General features: G+C 60.9%; 10 protein-coding genes and 1 tRNA gene. 10 read left to right on the top strand and 1 reads right to left on the bottom strand.

Features of this window, described 5'->3' with window-relative positions:
* The first annotated feature begins 203 nt into the window (after window positions 1-203).
* The 4 genes from argC to PMX72_RS02820 all read left to right on the top strand — a co-directional run bounded on the left by argC (window position 204) and on the right by PMX72_RS02820 (window position 5,092).
* Window positions 204-1,274, top strand: coding sequence for an N-acetyl-gamma-glutamyl-phosphate reductase (gene argC / locus PMX72_RS02835; protein WP_271729171.1), 1,071 nt, complete (start codon window positions 204-206; stop codon window positions 1,272-1,274).
* Between the two features lie 134 nt (window positions 1,275-1,408).
* Window positions 1,409-2,677 (top strand): bifunctional glutamate N-acetyltransferase/amino-acid acetyltransferase ArgJ, encoded by a 1,269-nt coding sequence (argJ, locus tag PMX72_RS02830; RefSeq protein WP_117775895.1) that lies wholly within the window; start codon window positions 1,409-1,411, stop codon window positions 2,675-2,677.
* Window positions 2,678-2,758: 81 nt separating this feature from the next.
* Window positions 2,759-3,739 (top strand): acetylglutamate kinase, encoded by a 981-nt coding sequence (argB, locus tag PMX72_RS02825; RefSeq protein ID WP_271729170.1) that lies wholly within the window; start codon window positions 2,759-2,761, stop codon window positions 3,737-3,739.
* A 69-nt stretch (window positions 3,740-3,808) separates the two neighbouring features.
* Complete coding sequence (locus PMX72_RS02820; protein WP_271729169.1) at window positions 3,809-5,092, top strand: aminotransferase class III-fold pyridoxal phosphate-dependent enzyme; 1,284 nt, start codon at window positions 3,809-3,811, stop codon at window positions 5,090-5,092.
* A 613-nt stretch (window positions 5,093-5,705) separates the two neighbouring features.
* Here the strand turns inward: PMX72_RS02820 and PMX72_RS02815 are convergent.
* Window positions 5,706-5,781 (bottom strand) — tRNA-Val (locus PMX72_RS02815).
* Window positions 5,782-5,968: 187 nt separating this feature from the next.
* Between PMX72_RS02815 and asnB the strand changes: the two genes are divergently transcribed.
* The 6 genes from asnB to rdgB all read left to right on the top strand — a co-directional run bounded on the left by asnB (window position 5,969) and on the right by rdgB (window position 13,041).
* The gene (asnB, locus tag PMX72_RS02810) at window positions 5,969-7,849 is read left to right on the top strand and encodes an asparagine synthase (glutamine-hydrolyzing) (protein WP_271729168.1); all 1,881 of its coding nucleotides are present in this window, start codon (window positions 5,969-5,971) and stop codon (window positions 7,847-7,849) included.
* Window positions 7,850-7,961: 112 nt separating this feature from the next.
* Entirely contained in the window at window positions 7,962-9,524 is a 1,563-nt protein-coding gene (locus PMX72_RS02805) for a Mur ligase family protein (RefSeq protein ID WP_271729167.1), read from the top strand.
* Between the two features lie 107 nt (window positions 9,525-9,631).
* The gene (locus PMX72_RS02800) at window positions 9,632-10,543 is read left to right on the top strand and encodes an HAD family hydrolase (protein ID WP_117635958.1); all 912 of its coding nucleotides are present in this window, start codon (window positions 9,632-9,634) and stop codon (window positions 10,541-10,543) included.
* Window positions 10,544-10,594: 51 nt separating this feature from the next.
* On the top strand, window positions 10,595-11,479 hold the full coding sequence (murI, locus tag PMX72_RS02795) for a glutamate racemase (RefSeq protein WP_271729166.1): 885 nt from the start codon (window positions 10,595-10,597) through the stop codon (window positions 11,477-11,479).
* A 54-nt stretch (window positions 11,480-11,533) separates the two neighbouring features.
* A complete protein-coding gene (rph, locus tag PMX72_RS02790; RefSeq protein WP_271729165.1) occupies window positions 11,534-12,259 on the top strand; it encodes a ribonuclease PH in 726 nt (241 codons plus the stop codon).
* Between the two features lie 140 nt (window positions 12,260-12,399).
* A complete protein-coding gene (rdgB, locus tag PMX72_RS02785) occupies window positions 12,400-13,041 on the top strand; it encodes an RdgB/HAM1 family non-canonical purine NTP pyrophosphatase (RefSeq protein WP_022094898.1) in 642 nt (213 codons plus the stop codon).
* Window positions 13,042-13,043 lie beyond the last annotated feature (2 nt).

Below are 13,043 nucleotides of genomic sequence, written 5' to 3'. Positions count from 1 at the left end.
CGGCGCCGTTAGGAGCGCCGGTCAATACGGGGCCCGCTCCATTTGTCAATTCCTTCAAGCGAATGTGTCGGGAATGTTTCAATGCATGAATATGCAAGCCATTTACGTATTCATGCATCTTTTGGTGCTAAAGTTTCAACCCACTTCATAACGACCGCTGCGAAATGCGCATCGGTGCATAAATCGCAGACAAGGAGTCTGATATGTCTTTGAAGGTTGGAATCGTCGGCGCGGCTGGATATGCCGGAGCCGAGCTCATTCGCCTCGTCCTCGGTCATCCCGAGTTTGAACTTGCTGCCATTACGTCCAACGCCGATGCCGGCCAGCCGCTGTCCGCGGTGTATCCGAGCTTTGCTGGCGTGAGCGATCTGGTTTTCACCACGCATAGCGCTCCCGAGCTCAAGAGCTGCGATGCGGTTTTTCTTGCCGTGCCGCATACGGCTGCCATGGTACAGGTGCCCGCGCTGCTTGCATCGGGCGTCTCCTGCATTGACCTCTCGGCCGACTACCGCCTGAACGACGCGTCCGTTTTTGAGGCTTGGTATGCCGCCGAGCATACGAGCCCCGAGCTGCTCAAGACCCGTGCCTTCGGTCTGCCCGAGCTGTTCTGCCAGGACTTGGAGACCGCCGCATCCGACCATGCCGACGGCAAACCCGTGCTGGTCGCTTGCGCCGGTTGCTATCCCACCGCAACGAGCCTTGCCGCCGCGCCCGCCGTGCGCGCGGGCTGGGTGGCCGAGAACGGCCCCGTGATTGTCGATGCCATTAGCGGCGTGACGGGCGCCGGTAAGTCCTGCAACGCCCGCACCCATTTTTGCAGCGCCGACGAGAACTTGGAGGCCTACGGCGTGGGCAAGCATCGCCACACGCCCGAAATCGAGCAGATCTTGGGCCTGACCGATCGCGTCGTCTTTACCCCGCACCTGGCACCGCTCAAGCGTGGTCTGCTCTCCACGGTGACGCTGCCGCTCGCGCCGCAGGCTCTCGACACGTTGGCTCTTGAGGATGTTGTCGACTATTACAAGCAGTTCTACGCTGGACGCACCTTTGTGCGCGTGCTCGACGCCGGCCAGCAGCCCAAGACGGCTTCGGTCGTCGGCACCAACGCCGCCCAGATTGGCCTCGCGCTCAACAAGCGCGCGGGCGTGCTGGTGGCGACGGGCGCCATCGACAATCTGTGCAAGGGCGCTGCGGGCCAAGCAGTCCAATGCGCCAATATCGTCTTTGGCTTTGACGAGCGACGAGGCTTGCCCACAGTGGCGTGCCCGGTGTAGCACATTCGATTGTTAACGATTTGGTAGTCGGGCATCGAGTGGGGCGCCACTCTTAAGCTGGTCTCATGATCACGACTGGCATGGCGCACCAACCGATGTCCGTTTTTTGTTTGATATAAGGAGTCGTAAGGACGATGAATACAGAGCAGTTCGATATCAAGATTCGTGCCGTCGAGGGTGGCATTACGGTAGCGGCCGGCTTTAAGGCCGCGGGTATTCATGCGGGTTTTCGCAAGAATCCCGAGCGCTTGGATTACGCGCTCGTCGTGCCCGATAAACCCTGTCCCGGTGCCGGCGTGTTTACGACCAATCGCTTTTGCGCAGCGCCTGTGCAGGTGAGCCGCGCCAACCTGGGCGGTGTGGGCAAGGGCTATGGCATCATCGCCGGCGTTTCAATCAACTCCGGCAACGCGAATGCCGCCACGGGCGAGACGGGCCTTGCCTGCGCGCGCGAGACGTGCAACATCGCCTCGCAGGTCATCGGCTGCGAGCCCCAGCAGATTCTGGTTGCCTCCACGGGTGTGATTGGCCAGATTCTGTCGATCGACACGTTTGAGACCGCCATTCCTGCTGCCTACGAGGCGCTCTCCGCCCACGGTGGCGCCGATGCCGCTCGCGCCATCATGACGACCGACACGCACTCCAAGGAGTACGCCGTATCCTACGTCAGTGAGGCCGCGGGTCATGCGGGCAATGTCTATACGGTAGGCGGAATGTGCAAGGGCTCGGGTATGATCATGCCCAACATGGCCACCATGATCGCAGTTATCACCACCGATGCTCCCGTCGAGCCTGCGGCACTTCATGCCCTGCTGCTCTCGACCGTCAAGCAGACCTTTAACAAGGTAACGGTCGATTCCGACACCTCGACCAACGACACCTGCATCATGCTTGCCTCCGGCGCCGCTGCCGCAGATGCCGAGCCTATCGTTGAGGGCTCCAATGCCTTTGACGAGTTGGCATTTGCCGTGCACGAGGTGTGCGAGAGCCTGGCGCGCAATATCGCCGCCGATGGTGAGGGCGCATCCAAGCTTGTTACGGTCAACGTTACCGGCGCCGCTAACGACGAGGAGGCCGATATCGCCGCCCGTGCCGTTGCCAACTCGCCGCTCGTTAAGACCTGCATCGCCGGCCACGACTGCAACTGGGGCCGCGTTGCCATGGCGCTTGGCAAGTGCGGCGTGAAGTTTAATCAGGAAGACGTTTCCATCGACATGATGGGCATGCCTGTCTGTCGCGACGGTCTGACTGTTCCCTTTGACGAGGACGAGGCTCTACGACGTTTTGAGGCGCCCGAGATCGTGATCTCGGCCGACCTGGGCGCAGGCGACGCGGCAACGACCGTGTGGACCTGCGACCTCACGCATGAGTACATCTCCATCAACGGCGACTACCGTTCCTAGATTCCAGGCACGCTGCGCATCTTGCCGCGATTGCGGACAGCGGAGCACGGCGCGATAACGATACGAAAGACGAGGCAGACTATGAAATTCGCACGCGATTGTCGTTCGAGCGAATCCAACGAAGCAACCGCGCAGCTGCTGTTCGAAGCGCTGCCGTGGATTAAGAACCTGACCGGCAAGACGGTTGTTATCAAATATGGCGGAGCCGCCATGGTCGACGAGCAGCTGCGTCGCGACGTGATGAGCGACATCGTCCTGCTTAAGATCATCGGCATGCGCCCCGTTATCGTGCATGGCGGCGGCAAGGCTATCAACGAGGCGCTGAGCCACTATGACATCCCCGTCGAGTTTAAGAACGGCCAGCGCGTGACCACGCCGGCGACTATGGATATCGTGCGCGAGGTGCTGGGCGGCAAGGTTAACCAGGAGCTGGTTGTCGCCATCAACCACCACGGCAACCTGGCCGTGGGCGTGTCGGGCAGCGATGCTGGCACGCTCATCGCCGAGCCACTCGACCCCGAACTCGGCCGCGTAGGCAAGGTCACGCACGTCAACACCGACTATATCGAGCGCCTGCTCGATAGCGAGTACATCCCCGTCATCGCTACCGTCGCGGCGGGGGAGGACGGCGGTTTCTTCAACATCAACGCCGATACCGCCGCCGGTGCCGTTGCGGCGGCGCTGCATGCGCATAAGGCGATCTTTTTGACCGACGTCGACGGCCTGTACAAGGACTTTAGCGATAAAGACTCACTCATCTCCAACCTAACGCTCGACGAGGTTAACGAAATGCTCTACGGCGGCGAGGTCGATAAGGGCATGATTCCCAAGCTGCGTGCGGCCGTCGATGCGCTTGCCGGCGGCGTATTTCGCGCTCACATCATCAACGGCACCACGCCGCATTCGCTGCTGCTGGAGCTGCTGACCGATGCCGGCGTCGGCACCGTGATCCATTCCACCGAGACGGCTTACGAGTTCGATACGCATCCGCATCCGCTTTCGACGTTTGCTGCGCGTCTGACCGAGAATCTTGACGAGGTCGAGAAGCTTCAGACGGTCTAGCTGACCCGCAGCCGCCCCATTCCTACACCCATAGCCCCGCGCCGTCTGGCGCCCAACGAAAGGTATCCCATGTCACTTGCAGCTCAGCAATCGCTTGAATCCCATTACGTTATGCATACCTTTGGCCGCTCTCCGGTCGAGTTTGTCGAGGGTCACGGCATGAAGCTCACCGGCGACGATGGCCGTGAGTACCTCGACTTTCTTGCCGGCATCGGCGTGTGCAGCCTAGGTCATGGCAACCTGGCTGTGCTCTCGGCACTTGAGGCACAGACCAAAAAGCTCATGCATGTCTCCAATTACTTCTACATTGAGCAGCGCGGACAGGTCGCGGCGCTGCTGTCCAAGCTTGCTAACGACGACGCAGGTGGTGCGCGCGTGCTTGCCGATGCCATTGCCGCCGGCGATGAGACCACGGCAGCTGCTCTTGGTGCCCCGGCTGCGGACGAGCAGGTGTGGGAGACCTTCTTTGCCAACTCCGGCGCCGAGGCCAACGAGGGCTCGATGAAGCTCGCGCGCCTGTACGCCAAGCGTGCCGGTAACGGCGGCAACACCATCGTGTGCATGCGCGGCGGCTTCCACGGCCGTACGCTCGAGACCATTGCCGCCACCATGCAGGATTGGCTGCAGGATAGTTTCCGCCCACTGCCGGGTGGCTTTGTGGCCTGCACGCCCAGCGATATCGATGAACTGCGTGCGATCTTTAAGCAGCTGGGGAGCGAAATTTGTGCCGTGATGCTCGAGCCGATCCAGGGCGAGAGCGGTGTGCACCCCATGACCGAGGAGTTTATGGCGGCAGCGCGCGACCTGGCACACGAAGTGGGCGCCGTGCTTATCGCCGACGAGGTCCAGTGCGGCATCTTCCGCTCCGGCAAGCCGTTTGCATTCCAAACCTATGGCGTGGAACCCGACATCATGAGCCTTGCCAAGGGCATTGCTGATGGCGTGCCCATGGGTGCCGTCGTGGCAAAGAAGGAGATTGCCGACGTGTTTAAGCCGGGCGACCACGGCTCGACCTTTGGCGGTAGCTGCTTGGCCATCGCGGCGTGTGCCGCGACGCTCTCCGCACTCGTGCGCGGCGATTATGCCGACCACGCTGCCAAGGTAGGCGCCTATATGGAGGCAAAGCTCGCCAAGCTGCCGAACGTGACCGAGGTGCGTGGCCGCGGCTTGATGCTCGGCTGCGATCTGGACGATACTGCGGGTGATGCACACGACGTTGTGGCCCGTGCATTGGGGGCTGGTGCCGTGATTAACGCTACGGGTGCCCATACGCTGCGTTTCCTGCCGCCGCTCGTCTGCGACGAATCCGACGTGGACAGTCTGATCGAGATCCTGTCGGACGTTTTGGCCTAACACAGCGAAATAACTTAACTTTGACCGGGTTCCGGACTGCGGACGTGCCCTATGTGGCATGATTCAGCGGTCTGGAGCCCGTTTTGCCTTAGATTTGCTAAGGCGGGGAGACCTGCTGGTCAAAAAACATCAAATATGAGTACTGTTATCGATTTGGTAGCAGCAATTTTGGACTAATAAGGCCAGATAGCTAGTCGAAATGGCGATGAATGTACGATTTTGATCCAATTGTTAGTCCTTATAATGGACATATGTTGCGTAACTTAAGCAAATACTATCTTTTGATATGTTGTAAGCAAGGTAGCAGTACTCATTTTTGCCATTTTTTGGCCACGGCCTTTGTGACAGACGTGCTGGCGGGTTCGAATCCCATGCGCTGGGCCTGAAAAAGGAAAGGCCTCCATCGCTGGAGGCCTAACAATTCAGTGGTGGGCGATGAGGGATGTCCGCGTGCGGCCGGCGCCGCCCGCGCCCCGCTTCGCCGCTCCGCTCCTCGCGTGCTGCGCTGGAAAACGCTTGCGCGTTTCCTCAGCTCCGTACCCTGGCGGGTTCGAACCCCATGCGCTGGGCCCAAACAAAAACGGTCCCCTTGCGAGGACCGTTTCCAATTCAATGGTGGGCGATGAGGGATTCGAACCCCCAGCCTTGTGCGTGTAAAGCACCTGCGCTAACCGTTGCGCCAATCGCCCGTGCGGAGAGAGTATAGCAAAACAATCGCCTCATTCACCTCATATCCATTAAAGGTAACCGACGCGTGTCACAGCGGAGCTGATTCAGTTGAGATTGCCTGAACATTCCGCCCCTCTTTACGCCCTCGGGTATACTCAAAAGCTACTGATTCGATTTGATGCCCAGCAACAGCAGAGGGGATAGTATATGTGCGGTTTTGTCGGTTTTGTCGGTGGGACGGATAACCAATCCGAGGTGCTCACCAAGATGATGGACCGCATCGTCCATCGTGGTCCCGACATGGGCGGTCAGTTTATCGACGGCCGCGTTGCCCTCGGCTTCCGCCGCCTGTCGATCCTCGACCTGACCGAGGCTGGCGCCCAACCTATGGCCAACGAGGACGGTAGCGTCGTCATTGTCTTCAACGGCGAGATCTACAACTTCCAAGAACTCCGTTCCGAGCTCGAGGCCAAGGGCTACAAGTTCCACTGCGGCGCCGACACCGAGAGCCTTCTGCACGGCTACGAGGAGTGGGGCGAGGCCGTACTCGATCGCCTGCGCGGCATGTACGCCTTCGTCATCTGGGACAAGAAGAAGAACAAGCTCTTTGGCGCCCGCGATATCTTTGGCATCAAGCCGCTCTACTACTATCCCATGGCCGATGCGGGCGACGGCGCTCCGGGCGTGCTCTTTGGCTCCGAGATCAAGAGCTTCCTGGACTACCCGCACTTCCACAAGGCGGTCAACAAAAAGGCCCTGCGTCCGTACATGACGCTGCAGTATTCGGCAACCGAGGAGACTTTCTTCGAGGGTGTCTACAAGCTGCCGCCGGCGCATTACTTTACCGTAGACATCCCGACCGGCAAGATGAACATCGAGCGCTATTGGGATTGCGATTACTCTGCCGTCGAGAAGCCGTTCGAGGAGTACGTCGACGAGCTGGACGAGGTCGTGCACGAGAGCGTCGAGGCCCATCGCATCGCTGATGTTAAGGTCGCTTCGTTCCTCTCCGGCGGCGTCGACTCCAGCTATATCGCCGCTTGTCTCATGCCCGACAAGACCTTCTCGGTGGGCTTCGATTACAAGGATTTCAACGAGACCAACTACGCCAAGGAACTTTCTGACAAGCTCGGCGTCGAGAATGTCCGCAAGATGATAACCGCCGACGAGTTCTTCGGTGCGCTCGAGGACATCCAGTATCACATGGACGAGCCGCAGTCCAACCTGTCTTCCGTGCCGCTGTGGTTCTTGGCCGAGATGGCCCGCAAGGACGTCACCGTCGTGCTTTCGGGTGAAGGCGCCGACGAGCTCTTTGGCGGCTACGCCTACTACGAGGACACGGTCCCAGTCCGCAAGTACAAAAAGATGGTGCCGCTGCCCATCCGTCGCGCGCTCGGTAACCTGGCGCTGCATATGCCGTACTTCAAGGGCCATAACTTCCTGGTCAAGGGTGCCGAGATCCCTGAGAAGTCGTTCCTGGGACAGGCTCTGGTATGGCCGGAGCGCGAGGTCGACGGCGTGCTCAAGCCCGAGTACAACACCGGCGATGGCGCCTTCGAGCTTGCCGCTCCCATCTATGCGCGCGTGAAGGGTCAGCCCGAGCTGGTCAAGAAGCAGTACCTGGACATGAACATGTGGCTTCCGGGCGACATTCTGCTCAAGGCCGACAAGATGTGCATGGCGCACTCGCTGGAGCTGCGCGTGCCCTTCCTGGACCGCAAAGTCATGGAGTTCGCCGAGCACATTCCCGACCGCTACCGCATCAACGAGAACGGCAACAAACAGGTACTCCGCCACGCTGCCAACAAGTCGCTGCCCGATGAGTGGGCCACCCGTCCCAAGGTGGGCTTCCCGGTGCCGATTGTCTACTGGCTGCGCGAGCAAAAGTGGTACGACTATGTCAAGGAGTACTTCACCGCGCCGTGGGCAAGCGAGTTCTTCGATACCGACGAGCTCATGCACCTGCTCGATCTGCACTTTGCGGGCAAGGGCGATTTCCAGCGCAAGATCTATACGCCGCTCGTGTTCCTGGTGTGGTACAAGCGCTTCTTTATCGACGAGGACCAGCCCGCTGTTCAGGCTGCCTAGCCTCGGCTTACGAACGCCTGCGCGTAACGGCTCCTCCGGGAGCCGTTTTTGCGTGGGTGCGTTTCAGTTACTATAAAAACCGTCCCTGCCAAATGGCTGAGAAAGGTGAAAGATGCACCATTCGGATTCCGCGACCGTGACCACGGTCGATACGCTTGCCAAGCTTCTCGATGTGTGCGGCGAGCTGCGCGCATCAGAGCAGGTTGACGAGCGTGCCGTGACCGGCTGCTCGTTTGATTCGCGCGCGGTCTCGGCAGGTGACGTGTTCTTTTGCAAAGGCGCTGCCTTTAAGCCCGCGTTTTTGAGCATGGCGCTCGATGCGGGCGCCGTCGCATTTGTGTGCGAAGAGTCGCTGGTCGAGTCTCTGGAGCCGCTGGCGCAGGAGAGCGGTGCTGCGATGCTGGTTGTTGATAGCGTTCGCACGGCCATGGCCCTGTTGCCGCCGGAGGTCTACGACCGTCCCGACCACGACGTCAAGATCGTGGGCATCACCGGTACCAAGGGAAAGACCACGGCCGCTTTTATGCTCCAGTCGATTATCAAAGCGGCGGGCGAGTCCTGCGGCATGATCGGCTCGGTGAGTACCGACGATGGTATCGAGTGCTACGAGAGCACCAATACCACGCCAGAGGCCCCCGAGGTCTGGCGCCATATCGCCAACTGCCGTGAGTCCGGTCGCCAGTCCATGGTCATGGAGGTCTCGAGCCAGGCGCTCAAGTACCAACGCGTCGAGAATCTGCCGTTTGACGTGGCGTGCTTCCTCAACATCGGGCGTGACCACATCTCGCCGATCGAACACCCCACGTTTGAGGATTATTTTGAGAGCAAACTCAGGATCTTTGACCAGGCAAAGACCGCCGTGGTGAATCTGGGCACCGAAGAGGTTGACCGTGTGCTGGAGGCAGCGTCGACGGCCGAGCGCTTGGTGACCGTTGGCGTCGAGCATCCCGAGGCAAGCCTGTGGGCAAGCGATGTCCGCGTGGTCGGCTTTAACATCGAGTTTAACCTGCATGGCCTGTGTGCCGACGAGTCCGAGGCGGGGGAGAAGGTCCTGCTGGGCATCGCGGGCGACTTTAACGTGGAAAACGCGCTGGTCGCTATCGCCGCTGCGCACGAGATCGGCATCGGTATCGAAGCTATCAAGAAGGGCCTCTCCAAACTGCGTGTGCCGGGCCGTATGGAGGTCGTGGAGTCGAAGGACGGCCGCGTGATCTGCGTCGTTGACTATGCGCACAACCAGCTTTCGTTCCGTTCGCTTTTCTCGTCGGTCAAGCGCGCGTTTCCCGCTAGTCCAGTCATTGCAGTGTTTGGCGCTGCCGGCGGCAAGGCGCAGGAGCGCCGCGAGCAGCTTCCGCGCGAGGCCGCACCATATTCCGACCTGATGATCTTTGCCAACGAGGACCCGGCTCACGAGGACCCGATGAAGGTCTGTCGCGAGCTTGCCGAGCATGTTCCCGACGATACGCCGAACAAGATCATCCTCGACCGCGAAGCCGCTGTGCATGCGGCGTTCAAGGCGGCGCGCGAGGAGTACGTCAACCCCGATGCTCCCACCATTGTCTTGCTGCTGGCAAAGGGTGACGAGGAGCTCATGCACGTGGGCGACGAGTTCGTGCCCATCGAGAGCGACCTTTCGCTGGCCAATCGCCTGATCGATGTTACCCAGTTTGACTAATGAACCATGATGGCGGCGGCGCCCTGAGTGCGCTGTCGCCATAAGCGTGTTCCCTCAATCAAAACATGCCGTCCAAGTCCAAACCCTTCTACGTAAACGGAGTAACCATGTCCCACAACACCCTGCCGACCGTTGCCGAGCTTTCGGGCGAGATGCGCGAGCGCTTGGCCAAGGTCAAGTACGTCTTTACCGACCTGGATGCCACGATGCTCGCGCCCGGCTCGTGCGTGCTGCGCGACAACGACGGTAACCCCTCGACCAAACTCGTCGAGGCCGTCGTGGCACTTGCCCGCGCTGGTATTCAGGTGGTTCCCACCTCGGGCCGCAACCGTACAATGATCCACGAGGATGCGCGCGTGCTCGGCCTCAACTCCTACATCGGTGAGATGGGCGGCCTGGTCATGTACGACCTCAAAGCCAACGATTGGGAGTATCTGACTGGCGACATGCCTTACGACCCCGCCTGCGGCCTTACTCCGCACCAGGTGATCGAGCAGACCGGCGTGTGCGAGAAGATTCTTGCCCGCTGGCCGCACAAGATCGAGTATCACAACGACATGTCGACCGGCTACAAGTACCGCGAGGTCACCGTCGGCATGCGCGGCGATGTGCCCGACAATGAGGTCCAGGCCATCCTGGACGAGGCCGGCTGCGGCCTGGTGTGGGCCTGTAACGGTCACCTGACGCATCTGTCCAAGCCGACGACGCTCGAGCTCGATCGCGTCGAGGACGGTCGCGCGTTTAACATCAATCCCGCCGGCCTCAACAAGGGCGTTGCCATCGCGCGCTTCTGCGAGCACCTGGGGATTGAGCGCGAGGAGACGCTCGCGCTCGGCGATTCCGAGTCCGACTTCTACATGGCCGATCACGTGGGCACGTTCTGCCTGGTCGAGAATGGCCTGACGAGCGCCGGCGCGCCCGAGTTCCTGGCTGCTTGCGAGAACGCTTTCGTTACGCGCGGCAAAATTGTCGACGGTTGGGCGGCGACGGCAGAGCTGCTGGTCGCGGCGCGTTCGTAGCGCGGCGTCGCCGCACTTGGACATGTCTTTTCGAGAGAGACTGGTGAGGTAATGTCCGATATCGAGAATCCGACAGGCGACACGCGCCCGATTGGCGTGTTCGATTCTGGTTTGGGCGGTCTGACGGTTGCGCGCGCCATCGCGACGGCGCTGCCGCATGAGTCCGTTTACTACTTCGGCGACACCAAACGCTGCCCCTACGGCACGCGCACCGAGGATGAGGTGCGCTCGTTTGCGTTGCAGGCGGGCCGTTGGCTGTCGAAGCACGACGTCAAGATTATGGTCATCGCCTGCAACACGGCGACAGCTGCGGCCTTGCGTCTGGCCCAGCAGGTGCTCGACGTTCCCGTGATCGGCGTGATCGCGCCGGGTGCCCGTGCGGCAATCAACAGCACCCGTTCGCGTCGCGTGGGCGTGCTCGCCACCAACCTCACCATTCGCTCGGGCGCCTACACGCGCGCCATTCAGGATCTAGATGCCGGCGTCGATGTATACGGTTGTCCTGCCTCGAGCTTTGTCGAGGTTGTCGAACACGAGCTCGCCTCGGGTGCACATCTGCAGGAACAGTGGCTCGAGAACGAGGACATCTTCGATACGCCTGCCGTGCGTGCGCTGGTGGGTGCCACGGTTGAGCCGCTGCGCGACCACGGTATCGATACCGTGGTGCTCGGCTGTACGCATTTTCCGCTGTTGGTGGGACCTATCCGGCATGCGCTGGGGCCTGGGGTGCGCGTCGTAAGTTCCGCCGAGGAGACCACGCGCGAGCTGACCGATATCCTCACGCGCCGCGAGCAGCTGGCGGGCGACGCCGCCGAGCCGCAGCATCGTTTTGCCACGACGGCCGATAACATTGCCGAGTTTGCGGTGGCGGGCAGCTTTATCTTTGGTCAGCCGCTCAAGAGCATCGAACATATCGATATCGATGAGCTGAAATAGATGTAAGGCAGCCGCCAAAGCCTTCGCCACATCTTTTGCCGAAAGGATATTTCTATGGAGTACATGCAGGTTAACCGCGCCAACGGCCGCGCCGCCGATGAGCTGCGCCCCATCAAGCTTACTCGCGGCGTTATGAAGCACGCCCACGGTTCGTGCCTGGCCGAGTTTGGCGATACGCGCGTGCTGTGCGCTGCCACCATCGAGGAGGGCGTGCCGGGCTGGCGCAAGGGCGCCAAGGCCGGTTGGGTAACGGCGGAGTACGCCATGCTGCCGGCATCGACCGGCAAGCGCTGCAAGCGCGAGCACGCCAACCGCAAAGGCCGCTCCATGGAGATCGAGCGCCTCATTGGTCGCAGCCTGCGTACCGTCGTCAACATGAAGGCGCTCGGCGAGTACACCGTCACCGTCGACTGCGACGTGATCCAGGCCGATGGCGGTACGCGTACGGCGAGCATTACCGGCGCCTGGGTGGCGCTGCACGACGCCCTCGCCATGTGGGTCGAGGCAGGCAAGATCGAGCGCATCCCGCTTACCGGCCAGGTGGCTGCCATCTCTATGGGCGTTGTCGACGGCAATACGCTGCTTGACCTCGATTATTCCGAGGACAGCCACGCCGAAGTCGACATGAACCTCGTCGCCACCGACACCGGCGAGATGATCGAACTTCAGGGTACCGGCGAGCAGGCGCCCTTCGACCGTAAGCGTCTCAACGCCCTACTCGACCTGGGCGACAAGGGCGTTGCCGAGCTCATCGAGCTTCAGCGCCAAGCCCTCGCCTAACCTGCCAAAAAGGGATGTTAATTTTGGTAGGTTTTATCTGGGAAAACGTCGAAGTATAAGGTTTCTGTCGCCAGGGAGGGGAGAGGGCTCGAGGCCAGTTTCCCTTGGGCGGCATTGCTATAGAGACAAGGAAGCCAGTCATGGCACTAGAGAAGATCGATATCGACACCCTCGACCCGGCGGCGACCATCGTCGTGGCAACGGGCAATGCCCATAAGCTCACCGAGATCGAGGCCATTTTGGGCAAGGTCATGCCCGAGGTTCGCTTTGTGGCGCTCGGCCAGCTGGGCGATTTTGAGGACCCCGAGGAAAACGGCACGACGTTTTTGGAGAACGCCATCATCAAGGCGCAGGCTGCCGTCGAAGAGACGGGGCTCATGGCCATTGCCGACGATTCGGGCTTGGTCGTCGACGCGCTTGACGGCGAGCCGGGCGTGTATAGCGCGCGCTATGCGGGCGTGCACGGAGACGATGCCGCCAACAACGCCAAGCTTCTCGTTAACCTGGAAGGCGTGGCGGACGAGGACCGCACCGCGCGCTTTATGAGCGTCGTTGCGCTTATCGACACGGATGGTCTGGTCACCTATGGCGAGGGCGCCTGCGAGGGCGTTATCGCACACGAGGGCCGCGGCGATCACGGCTTTGGCTATGACCCGCTGTTCCTGCCGGTCGACACGCCGGGCAAGACCATGGCCGAGCTGACGGCGGACGAGAAGAACGCCATCAGCCATCGATTCCATGCGCTCGAGCACCTATCCGCCAAACTGACGGGCGAGGAGTAGGC

This window comes from Collinsella aerofaciens (assembly GCF_028207065.1).
In the GTDB taxonomy this organism is placed as follows: domain Bacteria; phylum Actinomycetota; class Coriobacteriia; order Coriobacteriales; family Coriobacteriaceae; genus Collinsella; species Collinsella aerofaciens_AR.
The sequence above is the reverse complement of the archived record's forward strand: the minus strand, read 5'-3'. Positions and strand labels throughout refer to the sequence as shown.

Coding starts and splice junctions, on each gene's coding strand:
- argB (WP_271729170.1), top strand. CDS start 2,759: ATGAAATTCGCACGCGATTGTCGTTCGAGCGAATCCAACGAAGCAACC.
- rph (WP_271729165.1), top strand. CDS start 11,534: ATGGAGTACATGCAGGTTAACCGCGCCAACGGCCGCGCCGCCGATGAG.
- PMX72_RS02805 (WP_271729167.1), top strand. CDS start 7,962: ATGCACCATTCGGATTCCGCGACCGTGACCACGGTCGATACGCTTGCC.
- PMX72_RS02820 (WP_271729169.1), top strand. CDS start 3,809: ATGTCACTTGCAGCTCAGCAATCGCTTGAATCCCATTACGTTATGCAT.
- rdgB (WP_022094898.1), top strand. CDS start 12,400: ATGGCACTAGAGAAGATCGATATCGACACCCTCGACCCGGCGGCGACC.
- asnB (WP_271729168.1), top strand. CDS start 5,969: ATGTGCGGTTTTGTCGGTTTTGTCGGTGGGACGGATAACCAATCCGAG.
- murI (WP_271729166.1), top strand. CDS start 10,595: ATGTCCGATATCGAGAATCCGACAGGCGACACGCGCCCGATTGGCGTG.
- PMX72_RS02800 (WP_117635958.1), top strand. CDS start 9,632: ATGTCCCACAACACCCTGCCGACCGTTGCCGAGCTTTCGGGCGAGATG.
- argJ (WP_117775895.1), top strand. CDS start 1,409: ATGAATACAGAGCAGTTCGATATCAAGATTCGTGCCGTCGAGGGTGGC.
- argC (WP_271729171.1), top strand. CDS start 204: ATGTCTTTGAAGGTTGGAATCGTCGGCGCGGCTGGATATGCCGGAGCC.